General features: G+C 47.8%; 20 protein-coding genes. 10 read left to right on the forward strand and 10 right to left on the reverse strand.

The genetic code is table 11. The features are described 5' to 3' along the window. Positions 1 to 390 precede the first annotated feature (390 nt). From ACJMM4_RS09210 to ACJMM4_RS09225, 4 genes are all read left to right on the forward strand, one after another. Positions 391 to 1,419 (forward strand): ABC transporter substrate-binding protein, encoded by a 1,029-nt coding sequence (locus ACJMM4_RS09210; RefSeq protein ID WP_405380267.1) that lies wholly within the window; start codon positions 391 to 393, stop codon positions 1,417 to 1,419. A gap of 144 nt (positions 1,420 to 1,563) precedes the next feature. Continuing rightward, on the forward strand, positions 1,564 to 2,655 hold the full coding sequence (locus ACJMM4_RS09215) for an ABC transporter ATP-binding protein (RefSeq protein ID WP_405380265.1): 1,092 nt from the start codon (positions 1,564 to 1,566) through the stop codon (positions 2,653 to 2,655). Continuing rightward, complete coding sequence (locus ACJMM4_RS09220) at positions 2,655 to 4,352, forward strand: ABC transporter permease (protein ID WP_405380263.1); 1,698 nt, start codon at positions 2,655 to 2,657, stop codon at positions 4,350 to 4,352. Before ACJMM4_RS09215 ends, ACJMM4_RS09220 begins: the two co-directional genes overlap by 1 nt. A gap of 5 nt (positions 4,353 to 4,357) precedes the next feature. Beyond that, complete coding sequence (locus tag ACJMM4_RS09225) at positions 4,358 to 5,428, forward strand: ABC transporter ATP-binding protein (RefSeq protein WP_405380261.1); 1,071 nt, start codon at positions 4,358 to 4,360, stop codon at positions 5,426 to 5,428. 63 nt (positions 5,429 to 5,491) lie between these two features. Here the strand turns inward: ACJMM4_RS09225 and ACJMM4_RS09230 are convergent, their stop codons facing one another. Next, on the reverse strand, positions 5,492 to 6,697 hold the full coding sequence (locus ACJMM4_RS09230) for an alanyl-tRNA editing protein (protein WP_405380259.1): 1,206 nt from the start codon (positions 6,695 to 6,697) through the stop codon (positions 5,492 to 5,494). A 105-nt stretch (positions 6,698 to 6,802) separates the two neighbouring features. On the opposite strand from ACJMM4_RS09230, the gene ACJMM4_RS09235 reads away from it, so the two are divergent. Together ACJMM4_RS09235 and ACJMM4_RS09240 are read left to right on the forward strand one after the other, a co-directional pair. Then, entirely contained in the window at positions 6,803 to 7,459 is a 657-nt protein-coding gene (locus ACJMM4_RS09235) for an HAD hydrolase-like protein (RefSeq protein ID WP_405384150.1), read from the forward strand. Between the two features lie 10 nt (positions 7,460 to 7,469). Beyond that, entirely contained in the window at positions 7,470 to 8,162 is a 693-nt protein-coding gene (locus ACJMM4_RS09240; protein WP_405380255.1) for a metallophosphoesterase, read from the forward strand. 249 nt (positions 8,163 to 8,411) lie between these two features. Here ACJMM4_RS09240 and ACJMM4_RS09245 read toward each other — a convergent pair whose 3' ends face one another. The 8 genes from ACJMM4_RS09245 to ftsH form a co-directional block, all read right to left on the reverse strand. Continuing rightward, positions 8,412 to 9,317 carry a hypothetical protein gene (locus tag ACJMM4_RS09245; RefSeq protein ID WP_405380253.1) on the reverse strand — a complete coding sequence of 302 codons (906 nt, stop codon included), beginning with the start codon at positions 9,315 to 9,317 and terminating at the stop codon, positions 8,412 to 8,414. Then, positions 9,310 to 9,837: a hypothetical protein gene (locus ACJMM4_RS09250; protein WP_405380251.1), complete on the reverse strand. Its 528-nt coding sequence runs from the start codon at positions 9,835 to 9,837 to the stop codon at positions 9,310 to 9,312. Before ACJMM4_RS09250 ends, ACJMM4_RS09245 begins: the two co-directional genes overlap by 8 nt. After that, positions 9,785 to 10,096 carry a hypothetical protein gene (locus tag ACJMM4_RS09255; RefSeq protein WP_405380249.1) on the reverse strand — a complete coding sequence of 104 codons (312 nt, stop codon included), beginning with the start codon at positions 10,094 to 10,096 and terminating at the stop codon, positions 9,785 to 9,787. The genes ACJMM4_RS09250 and ACJMM4_RS09255 overlap by 53 nt, the downstream gene beginning before the upstream one ends. Further along, entirely contained in the window at positions 10,083 to 10,508 is a 426-nt protein-coding gene (locus tag ACJMM4_RS09260) for a hypothetical protein (protein WP_405380247.1), read from the reverse strand. Before ACJMM4_RS09260 ends, ACJMM4_RS09255 begins: the two co-directional genes overlap by 14 nt. 31 nt (positions 10,509 to 10,539) lie before the next feature. Next, positions 10,540 to 10,917 carry a type II secretion system protein gene (locus ACJMM4_RS09265; RefSeq protein ID WP_405380245.1) on the reverse strand — a complete coding sequence of 126 codons (378 nt, stop codon included), beginning with the start codon at positions 10,915 to 10,917 and terminating at the stop codon, positions 10,540 to 10,542. Positions 10,918 to 10,933: 16 nt separating this feature from the next. After that, on the reverse strand, positions 10,934 to 11,980 hold the full coding sequence (locus tag ACJMM4_RS09270) for a type II secretion system F family protein (RefSeq protein ID WP_405384152.1): 1,047 nt from the start codon (positions 11,978 to 11,980) through the stop codon (positions 10,934 to 10,936). 218 nt (positions 11,981 to 12,198) lie between these two features. Then, positions 12,199 to 13,386: an MFS transporter gene (locus ACJMM4_RS09275; RefSeq protein WP_405384154.1), complete on the reverse strand. Its 1,188-nt coding sequence runs from the start codon at positions 13,384 to 13,386 to the stop codon at positions 12,199 to 12,201. Between the two features lie 3 nt (positions 13,387 to 13,389). Further along, a complete protein-coding gene (ftsH, locus tag ACJMM4_RS09280) occupies positions 13,390 to 15,243 on the reverse strand; it encodes an ATP-dependent zinc metalloprotease FtsH (protein ID WP_405379892.1) in 1,854 nt (617 codons plus the stop codon). A 162-nt stretch (positions 15,244 to 15,405) separates the two neighbouring features. On the opposite strand from ftsH, the gene ACJMM4_RS09285 reads away from it, so the two are divergent. From ACJMM4_RS09285 to ACJMM4_RS09300, 4 genes are read left to right on the forward strand one after another with little or no spacing between them, the layout of a single operon-like run. Continuing rightward, entirely contained in the window at positions 15,406 to 16,245 is an 840-nt protein-coding gene (locus ACJMM4_RS09285) for a metal ABC transporter solute-binding protein, Zn/Mn family (RefSeq protein ID WP_405379894.1), read from the forward strand. A 9-nt stretch (positions 16,246 to 16,254) separates the two neighbouring features. Continuing rightward, entirely contained in the window at positions 16,255 to 16,977 is a 723-nt protein-coding gene (locus tag ACJMM4_RS09290; protein WP_405379896.1) for a metal ABC transporter ATP-binding protein, read from the forward strand. An 11-nt stretch (positions 16,978 to 16,988) separates the two neighbouring features. Further along, on the forward strand, positions 16,989 to 17,861 hold the full coding sequence (locus ACJMM4_RS09295) for a metal ABC transporter permease (RefSeq protein WP_405379898.1): 873 nt from the start codon (positions 16,989 to 16,991) through the stop codon (positions 17,859 to 17,861). Continuing rightward, positions 17,851 to 18,669: a PHP domain-containing protein gene (locus tag ACJMM4_RS09300; protein WP_405379900.1), complete on the forward strand. Its 819-nt coding sequence runs from the start codon at positions 17,851 to 17,853 to the stop codon at positions 18,667 to 18,669. The genes ACJMM4_RS09295 and ACJMM4_RS09300 overlap by 11 nt, the downstream gene beginning before the upstream one ends. Positions 18,670 to 18,897: 228 nt before the next feature. On the opposite strand, the gene ACJMM4_RS09305 is transcribed toward ACJMM4_RS09300, so the two are convergent. Then, on the reverse strand, positions 18,898 to 20,346 hold the full coding sequence (locus ACJMM4_RS09305; protein ID WP_405379902.1) for an ATP-binding protein: 1,449 nt from the start codon (positions 20,344 to 20,346) through the stop codon (positions 18,898 to 18,900). Positions 20,347 to 20,978: the final 632 nt, after the last annotated feature.

Raw genomic sequence — 20,978 nt, forward strand, 5'->3', positions numbered from 1 at the left:
AAGGCTATCGCACCCTGCACAAAGGGCAGCATGTCTGCTTCGAAATTGCTCGCGGCAAGAAAGGGTTAGTAGCAATCAATGTGCTACCCCTGGATATGCTACCCTTAGATGACCCGCAAACAGCGGATATCGCCGCCAACATGGCAGATTTTGAGTTCTTGTAACTATGTAGATTTATATTTTTAATTGTAAGACAAATGGCGGAAACAGTGTATTCTGTTTCCGCCATTTTTATGTTAAAAAAACTACACAATTTAGCTGAATTGTCTTGCCATATTGTTAAATTTATGTTAAATTTATGTTAAGATACTGTTAGCAGTTCATTCCTGCGACAGGCGTAAAAACGACATTTCCGGCAGGTTGTCGGTAAAATCAAGGAGGTTTTTTACTATGTTCAAAAAAGCTGGTTTATTGGCCATGACCTTTGTTGTAGCAGCATCCGTTATGATGACCGGTTGCGGTGGCGGCGAAAAGAAAGCTGCTCCGGCTAACGACTCTACCAAACTTATCGTTTACACTTCCATGAAGGAATCCCTCATTAAAGGTATTGTAGAGGGCTTCAAGAAGAAGAACCCCGGCATCGAAGTTGACTACCAATCTGCAGGCGCAGGCAAATTGATGGCTAAAATCGCTGCAGAACGTCAAAGCGGCAAAATCCTGGCTGACGTTATCTGGACCAGTGAAGTTCCTGACTTCTACAAAATGAAAAAAGAAGGCATCTTAGCTACTTATAAGAGCCCTGTATTCAAAGAAATCGTTAACCCCTTTGATGATTATGATGGCTCCTTCCATGCTGCTCGTCTGGGCACCTTGGGCATCATTATCAACACCGACAAAATCAAAACTGCTCCTACCCAATGGGCTGACCTGAAAAAACCGGAATTCAAAAACGGCTTTGCAGTTGCTAACCCCGCTCTGTCCGGCACCGCTTACATGTCTATCGCTCTGCTGAACAAACAATTCGGTCCTGACTTCTTCAAAGATTTGAAAGCTAACGGTGCACGCGTAGGCAAAGGCTCCGGTCAAGTTATCGACGATACTGCTTCCGGCGAACTTTCCGCATCCTTGGCAGTTGACTACATCACCAACGCTAAGATCGCTAAAGGCGCTCATCTGCAAATGTGCTATCCGCCTGAACTGCTGGTAGTTCCTTCCCCGGTTGCTATTTTCAAAGACACCAAGAAAATGGACGCTGCTAAGAAATTCGTAGACTACCTGCTGGGTCAAGAAGCTCAACAATTGGTTGCTAACCAAGGCACCATCCCCGTTCGTGAAGACGTTAAGATCGATCCTAAGTTCCAACTGCCTTCTCCTAAAGAAGCTTTGGCTAAAGGTATCAAAGTAGATTACCACGAAATCATCGACAGCAAAGAAAAGATTGTTAAAGACTTCACCGAACTGATGCAAGTTAAGAAATAATCTGTTATTGTGATTATTGCTCTAGCAGTCCGTAAGCTTTAACTCAATGGCAGAACGGGATTTCCCGTTCTGCCGTTTTTGCCATAAAAATAAATATTTAGTATTTTCTAATGATTTACCAATACTCACACAGGAGGTACCCTAATGGAAGATATTATTAAGGTCGAAGGTGTAGCCAAAGCCTACGGCAAGCACCAAGTCCTGGAAAACCTTGATATCGCCATCAAAAAGGGCGAATGTTTCACCCTGCTTGGACCTTCCGGCTGCGGCAAAACCGTTTTAATCCGCCTCATCGCCGGTCACGAAGTTCCCGACGCAGGCCGCATCAGCATTGATAACACTGTTGTTGCTGATGCCCAAAGCGGTGAATATATTCCCCCTGAACGCCGCGGCTTGGGCATTGTGTTCCAAGATTACGCTGTATGGCCCCACATGACCGTATACGAAAACATTGCTTATCCTTTAAAAATGGAAAAGCGCCCCAAGGAAGAAATTGACCAACTGGTTATGAAAATGATTGAAGTTGTTGGTATGAAGGGTTTGGAAAACCGCCTGCCCTCCGAGCTTTCCGGCGGTCAGCAACAACGTGTAGCTTTAGGCCGTGCTCTGGTTGCGGACCCCAACGTAATGCTGTTGGACGAACCCTTGAGCAACTTGGACGCCAACCTGCGCGAAGAAATGCGTTTTGAAATCAAAGCCTTGCAACGCAAATTCGGCATTACCGTACTTTTCGTAACCCATGACCAAGAAGTTGCTTTGGCAATTTCCGACCGTTTGGCAATTATGGACGCTAAAGGCCATATCCGCCAAATCGGTGACCCCTACGAAATTTTTGAGAAACCGGCAGATTTGTTTGTTTTCAAATTTATGGGTATCGCCAACTTTATGCACGTTACGCAAAGAGGCAACGATTTCGTCGTTGGCAACGGTTCCCAAGTTGTGCCTTGGGATAAGCCTACCGGCACCGCTGCTAGCTGGGTTGCCGGTTTCCGTCCTTCCGACATTGAAATCCACCGCCAAGGCCCCGGCCTGAAAGGCACCATTCATCGTGCCAACTTCTTGGGCGCTACCATGGACTATGCCATCAATATCGACGGTGAATCCGTACGTACGGAACTGGAAACCCACACTGCTATTAACAACGATTTAATGTTCAAAGAAGGCGAAGAGTGCTACATTACTTTTAAAGCATTGCACTGGTTCGACGCTGAACAATTGAAGGAGGTGGAGGAATAATGGCACAAGGCACTATTAAAAAGGATAGCGGCTTCGGTATCGCCCAAGTCATCCTCCTCATCTCCATTGCCATTCTGGTAATCTTCGTAGCATGGCCTGTACTGTTGATCCTGTTTAACGCTTTCTTCGTAGACGGCAGCTTCAACAGCGTGGACTTCTACAATGTCCTCACCGAACCCGAAACTTTCAAGGCTTTGATCAACTCTTTGATTATCGCCTCCATGACCACCATCGGCAGTACCATTGTCGGCACCTTCTTTGCTTGGTTGGTAACCCGTACAGACCTGCCCTATAAGAACTTTATGAAGAGCCTTTTCCTTGTTCCTTTCATGCTGCCTTCCTTCATCGGCGCTTTGGCATGGAAAATGCTGCTCTCCCCCCACTCCGGTTATATCAACAAATGGTTTATGGCAACCTTCAACACTGCCGAGCCTATTTTTGATATCTATACTTACCACGGCATCAGCTGCGTAGAAATCATGTACCTGTTCCCCTTTGTATTTATCCAGGTATGCGGCGCGCTGGAGCGTATGGACCCTACCTTGGAAGAATCTGCCCGTATCAGTGGTGCAGGCCTGTTCACCATCACCCGCAAAATCACCATTCCGCTGGTTATGCCTTCCATCATGTCCGGTGCTTTGCTGATTATGCTGTACTCCATGGCTCACTTCGGTACTGTAGCAGTATTGGGTATTGAACAAGGTATTTATAACATCCCCACCCTGATTTACGAAAAAATCCATCAGAGTGCAGGTTCCTTTGAATCCATCCGTACCGGTACTGTATTGGCAACCGTATTGATCGTTTCTGCTGCCTGCATCATTTGGGCACAGCAAAAGATTTTGAGCAAGGGCCACTATCAGATTATCGGCGGTAAAAGCTTCCGTCCTATGGAGCTGAAACTGCGCGGTCTGCGTTACCCCCTGCTGTTCTTCTGCCTGGCTTATATCGGCTTCACTATTTTGCTGCCCACAGCAGTTATCTTTATGGTTGGCGGCGTAGAAACTTATGGTCTGCCTTTGACTTGGGAAAACCTGTCCTTGGATAACTACAAGTACGTACTCTTTGAGTATGAAGTTACCCGCGACGCTATCTTCAACAGCGTTACATTGGGCTTGGCTGCAGCCTTCATTACCATGTTTGCCGGCGTAATGATTTCTTACGTAATCGTTAAGATGAAAGTTCGCGGCAAAGGTATCTTGGAATTCTTGGGCATGCTGCCCTTCTCCGTTCCCGGCTCCGTAATCGCCTTGGGCGTAATCTTGGCATGGAGCGGCCAATTCGGTATCAACCTGTACAACACTGTTTGGATTATCTTGGTATCCTACATTGCCCGCTATATGGCGTTCTCCCTGAAAGCCAACTCTGCAGCACTGGAACAAGTCCATGACTCCTTGATGGAAGCATCCCGTTCCTGCGGCGCTAGTATGTGGCAATCCTTGAAGGATATCGTTATCCCCTTGGTACGTCCCGGTATGATCAGTGCTTTCTTCCTGATCTTCCTGCCCGCACTCCGCGAGCTGACCGTATCCATTATGCTGTACGCTCCTACTACCAGAACCATCGGTGTTGCCATCTACACCCTGAATGAAGACGGCGAAACCGTAATGAGTACCGCTCTGGCAGGCATTGCCCTGATCCTTATCGTATTAGGTCAAATGCTGATTAATCATCTTACCAAGAAAGCGAGTGAGTAATCGTCATGTCCTACATCCGCTTAGTTAATGTTACCAAAAGATTCGGTGATGTTACCGCTGTCGATAACTTAAATTTCGAAATCGGTAAGGGCGAATGCTTCTCTATGCTTGGTCCCTCCGGCTGCGGTAAAACCACCACCCTGCGCATGGTTGCAGGTTTTGAAGATTTGTCCGACGGCGAAGTATGGGTTGGCGACCGCCTGCTTTCTTCCCCGGCAAAACATCACTATACTCCCCCTGAAAACCGTAATTTCGGCATGGTTTTCCAAGCCTTTGCCGTATGGCCCCATATGAGCGTTTATGAAAACGTTGCTTTCCCCCTGCGCCTGCGCAAGCTGCCCAACGCAGAAATCGAACAACGTACTAAAGACGCACTGATGGCGACCAACCTGTGGAAGAACGCTAGCGACAGCCCTGCAGACCTTTCCGGCGGCGGCAAACAGCGCGTGGCTTTGGCTCGTGCTTTAGCTATCAACCCCGACGTAATGCTGTTGGACGAACCCCTGTCTTCCCTGGACCCCCATCTGCGTGAAGAAATGCGTTTTGAAATCAAAGATTTGCAACGCAAGTATGGTTTCTCCATTATCTACGTAACCCATGACCAATCCGAAGCAATGGCGTTGTCCGACCGTATTTTGGTTATGAAGTTGGGCGTTATGCAGCAAATCGACTCTCCTTTGGATGTTTACAACAATCCTAAGAACAAGTTCGTATTCAGCTTCATTGGCGTATCCAGTTTCACCGACGTTATTTGGAAAGGTCAAGATGCCTATATTAAAGGCTCCGAGCATAAGCTGCCTTCCGGCTTGATTGTTCCTGAGCGTATGCGTGCGGAAGAAATGTTCAACTTGGCTAGCCGTCCTACGGAAATCCGCTTTACTAGCGCTAACGACCCCAACGGTGTACGTGGCTTAGTAATCCGCAAGGCTTTCCTAGGCGAAATCGTTGACTATCTGGTTAAGATTGGCGACCAAGAAGTACGTGTACAGATCGGCCGTCGTGACCCCGGTCCGGAAGCAGACGAGGTATGCTATCTCCACTTCCTGCGCCCCTTCTGGTACAAAGTAAACGAATAACATATCGAATCTAAAGAAAGAGCTTCGCCCCAACTTGGGACGAAGCTCTTTTTAGCTTTCCTCTTACTCTTTTAAAATTTGTTCCGTTACCGCTGCCAGCTTTTCCTTCCAGTCAGCGCAGTAGTCACTGCCGCCTTGGGCGCAGTCGCTCTTGCCACCGCCACGACCGCCGTAAACTTCGTTCACCTTTTTGATAATAGCACGGCAGTCGCCTTCCGTAGCGGTACCCAAAACTACAGCGTAGCTAATGCGTTGCGGCGCCACTGCCACCAAAATGCTAATGGTGTTCTCCAATGCCGCAGCTTTAGGCAGAAACGCCTTAATATCCTTGGCATCGCAGCCTTCCATGGGGAAAGCCAGCAACTTAACCCCTGCAGCAGTTGCAGGAGCCTCCGCGCAAGCGCTTACAAACTCTTTCTCGCTTACTGCCAAAAGTTTAGCTTTCAAATCATCAATTTGGCTCAGCAAGTCCGCCTTCTGCTTAGCCAGATATTCCGGTACCAGTTCCGGTTTAGTAGAAAGACCTTGTGCTACCTGCAGCAAAGTGCTGTTCTTCATGTCTGCATCAAGCAGTGCACGCTTACCGCAAAGGAATTCTACACGGCAGCCGCCCTTATGTTTTTCGCGGCGAACAATCTTCACGCTGCCCACCATGCCTGTAAAAGGAGGATGGGTACCGCAGCAGGTGCAGATATCAGCATTTTCCACGCTGACAATACGCAGGATACCCGTAAGCTTTTCGTTAAACTTACGCATCTTATCTTTCAACTTCACTGCCTCAGTGCTGTCCAAATATTCCACAGTTACAGGGCTGTTATCCCAAATAATTTCGTTAGCCATATGCTCGGCCTGCAGCAGTTCTTCCTCTGTTAAATCTTTATCCAGATCAATAAACACAGAGTCCTCATGCATATGGAAACCTACATTATTAGCCTCAAACAGTTTCCAGAAGCAGTACGCCAGAATATGCTCGCCATGGTGCTGCTGCATTCTGTCCAAGCGCACGCCCCAATCCAGCACAGCCTCTACTTGGGCCCCCACTTCCAAAGGTGCGATGCACTCGTGGTAAATGTGCCCATCCTTTTCAGAAACGTGTTCCACCTTGACACCACCCAAAGTGCCTCTATCGCTTAACTGTCCGCCACCTTCCGGAAAGAAGACTGTCTGATCCAATTCCACCAAATATTTACCGTCTTTTTCTGTGCAAGCAGTAACTACTGCCTGACAACTTTTTAACAAAGAGTTATTTTCGTATAATTTCTTAGTCATACTAAAGCCCCCCATACAATATATGCTTATATTTTACCACCACTGCGGGAAAATATGTTATAATCAGAAGAAAAATACAAAACACAATTTATTAAGGAGCAATAAATGTACCAAAATTTACTTTTTGACTTAGATGGCACCCTGACAGACTCTGCCGAAGGCATTACTAAATGCTGTCAATACGGCTTGGCCAAACTTGGCATCGATGAACCGGACTTAGATAAACTGCGCGTTTTTATCGGTCCGCCCCTGCGCGCCAGCTATATGAAATACTATGGTCTGACGGAAGCACAGGCAGAGCAAGGCGTAGCCTTCTACCGCGAGCGCTACACTGATATCGGCATTTGGGAAAACAAGGTCTATCCCGGCATGATGGATTTGCTGCAAGCGTTAAAGAGCGACGGCCGCCGCTTAGGCATGGCAACTGCCAAACCGGAAGTTTTTGCTAAACGCATTGCCGAACGCTTTGGTTTCAACGACTACCTTGAAGATGTTACCGGTTGCAGCTTGGACGGCAAAACTGATAACAAAGCTTTAGTAGTAGCTGCAGCTTTAGCAAAATGGAACATCGTTACCCCGGAGCAAAAAGCTACTATCGCTTTAATCGGCGACCGCAGAGAGGACGTACTGGCAGCCCATGCCAACGGCATTCCCTGTATCGGTGTCGGCTTTGGCTTTGCTGCTCCCGGCGAACTGCAGGAGGCAGGCGCAGAGCATTATGTAGAAACTGTTGATGATCTGCGCAAATTCTTATTGAAATAAAGGAGTTCCTATGCATATTTACGCCATTGGCGATCTGCACCTATCCGGCGAACCACCTGCTAAGCCTATGGAAATCTTTGGTGAACACTGGCTGGGGCATAAAGAAAAAATCAAAGCTAATTGGCTTGCTACCGTTACCGACGAAGACACCGTCATCGTCTGCGGCGATATCAGTTGGGCTATGGGCTTAGCCAATGCAGCGGAAGACCTCCACTGGCTAGCACAACTGCCCGGACGTAAGCTGCTACTGCGCGGCAACCACGATTATTGGTGGAGCAGCCTGGCAAAAATGCAGCAAATGTACGGTGATGCTTTTGAATTCATCCAAAATGACTGCCTTTTAGCAGGCACCACTGCCATCTGCGGCACCCGCGGCTGGGTGCTGCCTTCTGCCGAAGGCTTTACGGAAGATGACGAAAAAATCTATAAGCGCGAAGCCATCCGTTTGGAAATGTCGCTGCAGGCAGCCCAAAAACTGCAACCGGAGCGGATTATCTGCGCGCTTCACTATCCGCCCCTCTTTGCCGCGGATGAACGCACCTTGTTTACGGACCTAATGGAAAAATACGGCGTAACTAACTGCGTTTACGGGCACATCCATGGAGAAAACCATGTGCTGACTTTTGAGGGTGAGCGCGACGGCGTTACCTATAAGCTTGTCAGCTGCGATACCCAAGGATTTCAATTAACCAAAATCATATAACGAGGCTAGGACATATATAGTCATGTTACCATATCCCGACTCACGTGCGATTTCTTAACGCTCATTTCGTGCAGAATCACAACGAAGATTCGCGGCCGATCTTGTTCGTAAAACAAGTTTCTCTTCGGTTCGCTTCACTTCTGTGATTCTAAGCACTCATGAGCTAAAATCGCAATGATTCGTCTAGGGATATGGCAACTATGACTGGTTTTGTCCCAGCCTCGTTTACGTTATGCAATGTTCAAATTTTTAATTAATATAGGCTGTGGATACAAACGGCGCTACCACGTCCGCATCCTTGGTAAATGTTGAAGCACCCTTGAGGATGATTCTGTTAGCAATAATCAGACCGTTAATTTTGCACCCCGCTTCCACAGTAACATTACCATAGGCTATCACCAAAGCTTTAGCCATGCTGACATTTTGACTGATGACGATATTACCGCGTCTGCTGACCAACACCAAACGTTCCGGAAAAGAACAGCCCTTGCCAATGCTGATACTGCCTTGGGTACCCAAAACAGTGGCACCTTTCATAGGCGAAGAAGTCGCTGCAAAGCTAAAAGCAGATGAGGATGGTAGGAAAGTAAATTGCGTGCTCAAGCCTTGCGTTTTCACTTCTGAGGGAGTTATGGACAAGGCACTGCGGTTTTGGAAGAATTCTACAGCAGGCAGCTTGACTTCTTCATCGGTTGCTTGTATATACAGCTTCCCGCTATTTAAATGCTCCGAACCCTCAATGACCTTGCTCGCTAAAGCGTAGTTTGCCGCCAACTCCTGTTGGCAGGGAGCAAACTCCACCCGTAGCCGCCGCAATCGTTGTACTGCGCTTGTTTGATTAACCACTGCAGCGCTAACCTCCAGAAAATTGATTAGGCCGTCATCACTATATTCACTTTTACCTGTCACCACTACCTCCCCTTGGCTGGGGCGCAAGCTTCCCCTGCAGAGCTCCCATTCACCTGCAGGCAAACCTGTTGGCGGCAAACTGCGGAAAGCAGAAACGCACAAAACCCGTAACTGCTTATTCAAAAGCGTTTCCCCAGTGCGCTTGGCTTCTTGCCCGCTCCACAAAAGCGCCAGCTGTGCTCCTAGAGCAAGCACCACACAGACCACCAATAGTCCTAAGCTGATGCTGCCACGTTCCCTATTCATCAGAAACAACTCCGTTGCAACAGGTTATGACCTGCCAAAACTCTTTCTCATGGTACTTCCCTTGCAACGTAAAGCCAATTAAGAGCTTATTATCTGCTAAAGGTCGCACCTGCCAGTTTTTCACAGGCACATCTTCAGGAAACAACGGATTAACACCGCTGCCGGAGTTCGTCTGGGTACGTTGGTAAATGCCTTTTTGCGAAGGATAAATAGATACTGTCCTACAGCCTAAAACCGATGTGTAGACGATTTTGCCATCTTGATTAATAGTTATTCTTACTGCATCCAAGGACAGATCCTTTTCCAAAATGCTTTGCATATACCTTCCCCCCTGCTGCAAACGAATTTCATCCTGCAGCCGCAGCCAGCCTTGGCTACAGCGGGCTAAACCGCACGCCACAAGGGCAGCCAAGGCAGCGCTGACCATAATCGCAACCACCGTAGGCAGCAGGATAAAACCACGCTCCTTAGAACTTAACCTGCAATAAATTGCAGATGATTTTTCCTGTGCCTGCATCATAGATTTCGACCTCCTCCAGCGTGCCTGTAGCCACAGCCGCACTTAGGCCAACCTCCTTGCGCACTACCTGCCAGCGTTCCGGCACTTGCTCCCCCGCCACTGCCAGAGCAGCAGCTTGCCAAGCATCCTGCATGCTGCAAGCATAAGCAAGAGATTTAAAAGCCATACTGTAGCCTTCTACAGCGGTAACCAGAAGCAAAGACGCCAAAGTTAAGCAGAACAGCTCCCCTACAAGAATAAATCCTTTACTCTTCTTCATCTACAGCCACCCTTCCTGTTACCGGCTGTACCGCCACTTTGCAGCAAAAACTTGCCAGCTTATGGTGCCGCAGAACGTAGGTACCTGTGGCGGAAGGACTGCCATTGGCGTTAAAGCCCACGCTAGCTACCACACTGCTAAAGTAGACATCGTTACAGCCCTGTTTAGCAAAAGTGACTTTGCCTTCCACAAGGTTATTCTCCCTAAAGGAATACCCCTCGCCATTAGCTTGGGCGTAGAGCGTTACTCTACCGCTTACAGAACGGTAAAGAGCTTCCTGCTGCAGTTGGCGCAAATCAGCTGCCAGTAATCCTGCAGCCATGCGCACTTGGTTCTTATAATGCTGGCGGAGCAGTACACTGCCTTGGGACCACAGCAATACTGCCATAGCAGCAATTATTACAGTAGCCATAGCTGTTTCCAGAAGCAGGTAGCCCCGCTCCTTAGTTAGAAGCCTTAGCACTGCCCGGAGAAGTTACTTCTTCGCCGGCAACATTGGTACCGGTTAAAGTATAGGTACCGTCATCATTAGCAGTATAGGTAAAATCCCCTTCTTTAGCATCCTTCAACTCAGCATTGCCGCCTAAATATTCTCCCTGCAGGGAAGCCAAATCCGTAGGCAGACCGCCATTATCCAAAGCATACAGCTGAATCGCTTGGTCGATAGTTGCCAAATCGTTGCTTAACTTGGCATTGCGTACCCTGGTAGAAGCGCCCGAAATGGACGGAATCAGCATGGTAGCCATAATACCGATAATAGCCGCTGCAGCCACAACCTCGATTAAAGTAAAACCTTTTTGCCCTTTGAATAGTTTTTTCATTGTTCTTCCTCCTTCGTTATTCCGGCATAGCCGAAATCATTTCCAGTAGCGGGCCCAAAACTGCACACACCACTGCGCCGATGATCACTGCTGCACATAATAAAAGCAGTGGTCCTACTACCTCTTTGATTTTAGCGGCTCGCGTCACTAAATCCTGTTCTCCCAATCGCGCTGCTTCCAAAAGCATTTTAGGCAGGCAGCCTGTCGCTGCGCCTACGCCCACTAGATCCCTGCTCATGGGAGAAAGAAGTACAGTTGCTCCTGTAAGGGCAGTAGCCAAGTCCATGCCGCGCTCCAGCCTGTTATTAAGCAGGAGCAGACTGCGCCCATAAGGAAGCTTCCCCATGGTGGCGGCAATCAAAGCTACTGCCTTGGTGATGTGCACACCGCTGTCTAGGAGTAAACCCAACAGCTTACAGAAGCGTACTTCTAACATGAGGCGGAAAATATTTCCCTGCTTGGAGCTTTGGCTATACCGCTGCCACAGCAAACGCATACCAAGGACGAATACTGACAGGAGTGTTGTCCCCAATAACAGCGCTTTCCCCGGGTGAAAAGTAAGGAAGCGCCGCACGCCTAACAACAACGCCAATACTCCTCGCGGCTGTACGTTCATCCCTGCATAGGCACTTGCTAAAACAGGCAGCACGTAAAACAAGAAGAACACTAGCACGCATCCTGCCGCTACCAATAGCAGCAAGGGATAAAGTGCGGTTTTAATTGCAAAATCACGCCAATGCTCTTGTTGCTCGTAGTAATCTGCCAAACTGTCTAAGACCGTATCCAGGCGCCCGCTTACTTCCCCTGCTGCCGTAAGCCTGACTGCCAATAGGGAAAAGAAGCTGGGTTCCTGCGCCATGGCTTCAGCCAAGGTGCTGCCCCTAGCCAAAAGGCGCCGCAGATGCAGACAAACAGGCAGAAGCTTTTTGCCCAGGCGTTCTTCCAGCAGTGCCATAGCTTGCAGCAAAGGCAGGCCGCTACGCAGCACCAAAGCCAACTGACGGAAGAAAAGGACTCGCTGACGAACAGCATAACCGCGTTTCCAAACAGGTTTAATTTTCACCGCCCCCTTGGCTATAAGCATAAACCTAAAAAATAGCTTGCGCCGTAAACGCTTTTGTCACATATGAAAAATCCACGTAGACCTGCTGTGTCAAAATTGTGAACCAGCGCAACACAAAAACCCCGCTAAGCCCTTCTGATCAGGCTTGCGGGGTTTGTTATAAATTGTTTATTTTTTCAGGACAATTAAAGGAGTTTACAAAAAATTTAAAATATCTTTTAATAAACGCAGGGTTTTTCTTTGCCGTGGCGCAAATACACCGCACCGCTAATGGCTAAAAGCAAAGCGCCCGCCACAAAGAACAGACTGCGCATGGGGAAGAAGGTAGCGATAGCACCGCCAAAAAGCGGTCCCACCATGCTGCCAAACTGCTGGGCGCTGAACATAAAGCCGAAGATGCGACCACGTTGGTCCGGATCCGTATTGCTTGCCAGCACCGCGCTCAAAGAAGGTTGAATACCTGCGCTGCACAAGCCATAGGTAAAATTGACCACAAAAAACGGCGTCAAAGTATTGGGAATGGCAACTACAAAGCTGAGCACACCCGAAAACAAAGTTGCCAGGCACAAACTGCGGTAGAAGCCATGTTCTTGGCCGAAACGCCCCCAACTGGGAGCAGTAAGGGCGCTGGCAATACCAACTAGGCTAAATGCTAAACCGGAGAGAAACATTAAATTGCCCTGCCCTTGGTTCAGCTCGCCCACATACAGCGTCAGAATAGGCTGAATTAGTAGGATAACCATTTGGGCAACAGCTACGTAAACTAACGCCTCGCGGATTACAGGCTTTTGCAACAATGGTTGTCGAGGTTTTGCCTCCTTGACTACTACAGGCTGCTTGGGTGGCTCCGGAATGTAGAAAAGGAAGATGACCGTGATAATGGTAAGCAGCGTACCTGCCACAAAAAAGCTGGTACGCATCCCAAAAAGCGTTGCCAAAGTGCCACCAACAAGAGGACCGATAACGTTGCCGCAAGTAAGCCCTGCCTGCAGAATGCCCAAGCTCAGCCCCAGTTTGTCCATAGGCACTAGGCTGGTAGCAATAGCCAGACACACACTCCACAGTCCTGCAGCAAAACCTTGGATTACGCGAACGCCAAACATCTGCTCCGGACTGGTAACGATACCGCCCAGGAAGTAGGAGATAGCCAAGCCTGCGCCTGCACGCATAGCCATCATCTTCTTGCCCTTGGTATCTGCCATTTTGCCCCAAATGGGGGCCATAATGCCGCCAATGAGGAAGGTGATGGAAAAAATAGCACCATTCCACATCTTTACAGCATCAGGCCCCACGCCCAGTTCGTTCATCAAATACACAGGCAGGAAAGGTATGAGCATGGTATAACCGGCAGCCATCATTACCACGTTGGCAGTAAGGATGGCTAGGATTATTTTCCAATTTTTCAAGACTTAGTCCTCCCTGCTAACAGGGGTTGCTTCGGTTTCCACCGCTTCTTCTTTACGCAGCAGCTCCATAAATTCTTCGCCGGTAATGGTTTCCTTTTCCAGCAGGAAATTAGCCAGCACATCCAGTTTGGTGCGATTATCGCTGAGGATTTGGCGCGCCTTGTCATGGGCATCTTTAATAATGCTCAAAACTTTGGCATCAATCTTGCCTGCAGTTTCTTCGCTGCAAGCCAAGCTGCTGTCACCGCCCAAATATTGGTGGTTAATTACTTCCGTAGCCATCATGTCGAACTCGTCCGTCATACCCAAACGAGTAACCATGCTACGGGCAATCTTGGTAGCTTGCTCGATATCGTTGGCTGCGCCGCTGGTGATGCTGCCAAAGACGATTTCCTCAGCACTACGGCCACCGGTAATAGTAACAATCTTGTTGAACAGCTCTTCCTTCTTCATGAGAACGCTGTCATTTTCAGCAATCTGCATGGTGTAGCCCAAAGCACCATTAGTGCGGGGAATAATGGTAATCTTATGGACGGGAGCGCTGTTCTTCTGCATAGCAGCTACAAGGGCATGGCCGATTTCATGGTAGGCAATGACCTTCTTTTCTTCAGGACTGATAACTGCGCCCTTACGTTGGTAGCCTGCAATAACAACTTCGATGGATTCTTCCAAATCCGCTTGGGTAACTTCCTTACGTTGCAGCTTAACTGCGCGCAGAGCACCTTCGTTAATAATATTAGCCAGTTCTGCACCGCTGGCACCGGCAGTAGCGCGAGCTAAAGCGTTAAAGTCCACATCCGCTGCCAATTTTACTTCGTTACCATGAACGCGCAGGATAGCTTCACGCCCCTGCATATCAGGCAGTTCTACAGGCACACGGCGGTCGAAACGACCGGGGCGCAGTAAAGCCTTATCCAAGGATTCCGGACGGTTGGTCGCTGCCAAAATAACCACGCCCTTGCCACCGTCAAAGCCATCCATTTCGCTGAGCAATTGGTTCAAAGTCTGCTCACGTTCGTCATTACCGCCAAACTGACCGTCGCGACGCTTGCCGATGGCATCAATTTCATCGATAAAGATAATGCAGGGAGCTTTTTCCTGAGCTTGTTTGAACAAGTCACGGACACGGGCAGCACCCATACCCACAAACATTTCTACAAATTCACTACCACTGATGGAGAAGAAAGGCACCTTAGCTTCACCGGCAATGGCTTTTGCTAACAATGTCTTGCCTGTACCCGGAGGGCCTACTAACAAGGCGCCTTTAGGCATCTTGGCGCCAATAGCACGGTACTTGTCCGGGTTATGCAGAAAGTCCACCAGTTCCATCAACGCTTCTTTGGCTTCGTCCTGACCTGCTACATCGGCGAAGGTAACACCTGTTTCCGCCTGCATATAGATTTTGGCGTTGCTCTTGCCAAAGGACATGGCACCGCCGCCCATTTTGCCGCCCATGTAGCGCATGAACAGCTGCCCTAAAGCAAAGAAGATTACAATGGGCAGAACCCAATTAGTAAAGAAAGTTACTATAGGATTGGGCTCCTTGGGAACTACTTGGGAAAATTCTACCTTGCTCTTCATCAGGCGGTTTGCCAGTTCCGGGTCATCCACACGACCGGTGACGAAAATTTCCTTCTCTTGATCGCCCTTACCAAAAGCAGCAATACGTTTTTCAGTAATCTCTACCTTGGACAGCTTGCCTTCATCTGCCATTTGCAGGAAAGTGCCATAGGACACCTCGTTTACCTTGGGGCTGAAGAAGGTAGGAATAATCACTGTGTTAATCACTAAAATAATCAAAATCGCCATGACATAGTAATATAGCATGGGTTTTTTCTGATTGTCATTACCGTTCATATCTCCATCTCCTTTTTGTTACGGTTTGTACTAATATTTTACTACTCTTGCTGTAAATTAACAAATGAAAAGCTTGTGAAAAAGCGAAAAACCATTGACATAAGCCCATGAATGAAATATGCTATGGTTATGAGAATTTTACTTTTTCTACTTATATTGTGCATGAACTTAATCGCCGGCTGCGGTGGGCAGCAGGCAGACCAAAGCAAGCTGCAGGTTGTGGCAAGTTTCTATCCCATGGCAGAATTCACCCAGGCTGTTGGAGGCAGCCACGTACAAGTAACGACCATGGTACCGGACGGCGCCGAACCCCACGACTGGGAGCCTTCTCCTAGGGATCTGACCGTTTTGGGCAACGCCAAAGTATTTGTTTACAACGGCATCGTGGAGCCTTGGGCGAAACAAGCGCTAGATGCTCTTAGTGATAAGAAAATCCTTGCTGTAGAAGCAGGCCAAGGACTTTTTGACCGCAACGGCAAACAGGACCCCCACGTTTGGGTAAGCCCCAAAAAGGCAATGATAGAAGTACAGCACATCACCAAAGCACTGTGCCAAGCTGACCCCAAAAACAAAGAGGCTTACGAGCGCAACAGCAAAGCCTATATGGAAAAACTGCAAGTGCTGGATAAACAGCTGGAGCAGACTGCTGCTACAGCCAAGAAAAAAGTTTTTGTTACCGCTCACGCCGCTTTCGGCCATTTAGCCGCAGACTACGGACTACAGCAGCTGAGCGTAAAAGGCATTTCTGCGGAAGCAGAGCCTACCCCTGCAGATATGCAGCGTCTAATTGCTACCGTCAAGAAAGAAAATGTGCGCTATATTTTCTTTGAAACTTTGACCGACCCGAAAATTGCCAAGCTGGTAGCCGACGAAACCGGCGCCCAGACCGCAGTCCTCGACCCCTTAGAAGGCGTGGACGAAGCAGGCCGCAAAGCAGGCTTAGATTATTTAAAAATTACGGAGCGCAATATCACCAATCTGAAGAAAGCACTCAACGAATAGAGGCAGAAAATGGAAAATAATATTATTATGGTTCGTGGTTTAGGCTTCGACTACGGTGATGGGTGGGTCTTCCACAAGTTGGATTTGGACATTGCCCAAGGCGACTTCGTCGCCGTCATCGGCGCCAACGGTGCAGGCAAAAGCACCTTGCTGAAAATGCTGGCTCACGCCATGCCCCCCACTATCGGCGAAATCTACTACTACGGACGTCCCATTGAAAATTTCAAAGAGTGGTATAAAATTGGCTACGTGCCGCAAAACCCCATGAAGATGCAGCGTGCCTTCCCCATTAGCGTGGAGGAGGTCGTATCTTTGGGCTTGATTAATTCCGGTAGCTTGCTGCGCAGTTTCGGCACTCAAGAAAGACGTGCTGTAGAAAAGGCGTTGTACGATTTCCAATTGGAAGAACTGCGTCATCGTAAGATTGGCGAGCTTAGCGGTGGCCAGCAGCAAAGGGTATTTCTTGCCCGCGCCATGGTACACCAACCGGAAATCCTGCTTTTGGATGAACCTGCTACAGGCATTGATACAGCTTCCAAAATTGCGCTCTACGCTAAACTGAAGGATATCAACCGTGAGCAAGGCGTGACTATTGTTATGATTTCCCATGATTTGGAGCTTGCTGCAGATGCTGCCAAAAGCGCTCTCTGTATCGACCACGGCATCTGTTTCCGCGGCGAAGTCCACGCAGCGTTGCAGCATCATCACAAGCACGGATATTTTTATAGATAGAGGGACAGAAAATGCTGGAAATGTTACAAATAGAATTTATGCAGCGCGCTTGGCTGGCAGGTTTGATTATGGCTGTCATCTGCCCCCTTATTGGCAGTTTCTTGGTCCTGCGCCGCCAATCCCTCATTGGTGACGGCTTGGGGCATATTGCCTTCGCCGGCGTTGCCGGTGGCGCTATGTGGGGCTATAGTCCTGTGCTCAGCGCTGCTGTAGCCACTATTTTAGGCGCGCTGGCCATTGAAAGAGTACGCCAACGCTTGAGCGATGCCGCAGATATGGTTTTAGCCATCTTCTTTTACAGCGGTATGGGCTTGGCTGTTATTTTTACAGGCTTGAACCGCGACAGCAGCTTTAATTTAAGCAGCATCCTTTTTGGTAGCTTGATGACCGTCAGCACCAATGATTTATACATTGTGGCCAGCCTTGGTTTATGTACCGTAGTTTTCGTAAAATTATTCTACCGTCCTCTGCAGTACCTGACCTTTGACGAAACCTCCGCCAAAGTAGCGGGACTGCCTGTGGAAAGGTTGAATTTGCTCTTGGCGCTGCTCACTGCATTGACTGTGGCTCTGTCCATGCGCATTGTAGGCTTACTCCTTGTTTCCGCCATGATGGTTATTCCTGTAGCCTGCGCTTTGCAGACTGCTAGCAGCTTTAGAGGCACTATTATTCAAAGCATGATTTACGGTCTGTTAAGTGTCAGCTTAGGTCTGACTGCTTCCTACTACATTAACCTTGCCCCCGGTGGTACCATCGTCCTGACGGGTACCCTGCTCTTTTTGTTAAGCACTGTAATCGGTATGCGCATTAAGAGCAAGCCTCCTGTTCCCGGCCACTGCCACTGCCAAATCTGCGACGAAGAAGGTGGCAAGGATGAGGGCTGATTTACACATCCACACCACTGCCTCCGACGGCACCTGGACTCCTGCTGAGCTAATTGAACAGGCACAGAGGATTGGTTTAGGCGCTTTAGCAGTTACGGATCACGACAGCGTTGCCAATGTAGCGGAAACCGCACGTCTTGCTAGGGAAGCAGGGCTGAAGTTCCTGCCTGCAGCGGAAGTCTGCTCTACCAAGGAAGATTTGTCCTTCCATATTTTGGGCTACGGTATTGATATTACTAACAAAGCGCTGTTAGAGCTGTTAGAGCATAACGAAAACCTTTTGGCGCAGAAAGATGTGGACAGCATCACCATGCTAGAGCGTGATGGCTGGCAGGTTTCTAGTCAAGAGTTCGCCCACTATACCTACGACCGCCGCCGTGGCGGTTGGCGCGCTTTGGCGTACTTAATCGACAAAGGTCTCTGCACTGGCGTGAATGATTTCTTTAAACGCATCTTTACTGCGGAACATGATTTGGGGTTCCCGGAGTTTCCGCCTATTAGCCAAGTGGTGGACACCATTCATGGTGCAGGCGGTATCGCTATCTGTGCCCACGCTGCCAGCGGTTTCCATGGGCCCGGTTTAGAGCGGGTTATGGATTTATTGCGGGTAGAACCCTTGGACGGCTTCGAATGTTATCACTCCGGTCACAGCGAGGAAGGCACCCAGCGCCTGCTGCGCCATTGCCATAAGCACCATCTTTATATTTCCGGTGGCAGCGACTGTCACGGCACCTTCGTTCCCGGGCGCAATTTAGGCGAGCCCTATGTGGATACAGAGATGTTGGATTTGGGAGAGCTGTTGAAGTAAATAGTTCTACACTAAGAATTATAAAAACCCAACACTCCTTAAACCCTCCACAACTAAATACTAAACCAAAAGCCTCTGTCGCATGGTGTTTTCCGTGCAACAGAGGCTCTTCTTATAAAAATGTAAAATTTGAACCCCAAATCCGCATTTTAAGCAAGGTTTTCTTAAAGTATACTTATAGGTAAATGGACTAAAAATGCAAGTTTGGCGTTGAAAGTTGCAAAACTATTATATATTTCCACAATTGCCGTTTTGAGCAGCATGACCTAGAATATACAGAAAAGCAAAAGCAGGAATACGCAAAAGCTGTTGATCATCAGAAGTTTGATGTAAACCAATATCTTCTGCTTTTTTAGTTATAATAAAGGCGTATTTTGCTTGCGCGCAATTTTCAATAATGGCATCCGTGTTAGGTATGGGAGCTTGCTCGCGATACTTCACTTCTACATAAACATTCTGACCTTGGGGCAGCTCTATGACAACATCTATTTCTTTATTGCTGGAACCACCGCGATAATACCCTACGCTGGTAGCACGTTGGTTGTAATAGTCTTTCAAATGCTTATACACAGTGGTTTCTACCATCTTCCCCATTTCTACAGGATTAGTAAGGACATCATTGTCCATTAATACGGCATTGCGAATGGCAGCATCGGCAATATAGATTTTAGGTATAGCCTTTAAAATCTTTTTGCCTTTTATACTTACCGGATTGCTAATATAAATCAAATTGGCACTGGCCAAGTATTGAATGTAATTTTGTACAGTGGGTCTGCTGACACCATTCAGCTCTTTGGTAATAGCATCGATAGCTACAAGCTCTGATGATACGCTACAGAGATACAGAAAAATTCGCTCTAGCTCTGTGGCGTTGCGTATATTATAGAGGGCAGGCAAATCACGTTTCAGAACTTTATCAACAACGTCTTCACGCATAATCTGCTCCGCCAAAAAATCATTTTTGGACAAAGCTAGCTCAGGAAAACCGCCAAGTTGTAAATAGCGGTTAAAGTGGTTTTGTACCAAGGAAAGTTTTGTGACGAGCTGGTTGCGCTCTATCTGAGTCATGGAAAATAAATCGGAAGGCTTCAAGGTTGCAGGCAGATCGATTTTCGGAAGGTCTAAAAGAGCGCAGTATTCGTAAAATGACAGAGTAGGTACCTGGATCAAGCTCCAACGTCCGGCACCGCTTTCACTGCTTCCTTTCACTAAGGCAGGACTTGCCGAACCGGTAGCCACCATTTTGGTGTTGGGCTGGGTGTCATACAGGACTTTAAGCCATTGGGACCAATCTGCAGCGTATTGTATTTCATCAAAGAAATAATATACATCATGGTCTGCACAGATATTCTGGTGGTAGCACTCCAATATATCATCTATGCCTGCCAGTTTCAGAATGGGATGATCAAGAGAGACAAAAAGGATTCTTTGGGGAGGAACACCTTCTTGCAGTAGTTTATCAATCATTTGGTATTCGATTGTTGTTTTACCAACGCGTCTTACGCCGGTCAGGACTATTGTACGACGAATATCGGTCTTTAAAAGGCGGTCCATTGCCATGTGGTAGGCAAAGCGTTTGTATTTGGGTGTCAATTCTTTATTGACTGTGCCTGTTTGCCACCATGGGTTATAGCTGGTTAGGACTTTCAAAATACGCTCTGTGGTGATAATTGCCATGTGCCATCCTCCTTCTTAGCATATAAAAATCTTCTATCTCTAATGTTACATTGTAAGCTTTCGCGTATTGTTTTTTAATAATTATAGGTCAAATCTGCATTTTCAGCAAGGTTTTCTTAAAGTATACTTATAGGTGAATGCCCTAAAAATGCAAGTTTGACGTTGAAAGTTGCATTTTTAAGTTTTTCAGCCACTCCGCCTTGCGCCAAATATCGCTTCCGATTGCAAGCAACGCACCACATTCAACGCTCCCACTTTCAAAACTTTAAATTTTTTTCACTTTTGAAACCGCAGGAAGTTTGCTCAACTAAAAAGCATCTGCTCATAGAGGGATGCCTAGAGATTTTGCTATTCTAAAATAAAAATTTCTACATTTCTACCCCTTTCCCCACCCTTTTTTGCTGTTAGGGTGGGGACTTTTTAGTTAATTTAGAGCATAATACATTATAGAAGGATGTGATGGATGCTTACATTCTTGTTTTCCTTCATTTCTCTTTGTGGCTTGCATAATTTGAGCGACATACAATTTTGTGGAGATTATTTGAGGTGACGTGGACCCTATAGTTTGGACACCCCCCCTTATATTTAGACTGCTAGTTGCAGATATCTACTATATTCGAAGGGGGTCTTCT

The sequence above is a fragment of the Phascolarctobacterium sp. genome (assembly GCF_045124115.1).
GTDB lineage: Bacteria > Bacillota > Negativicutes > Acidaminococcales > Acidaminococcaceae > Phascolarctobacterium_A.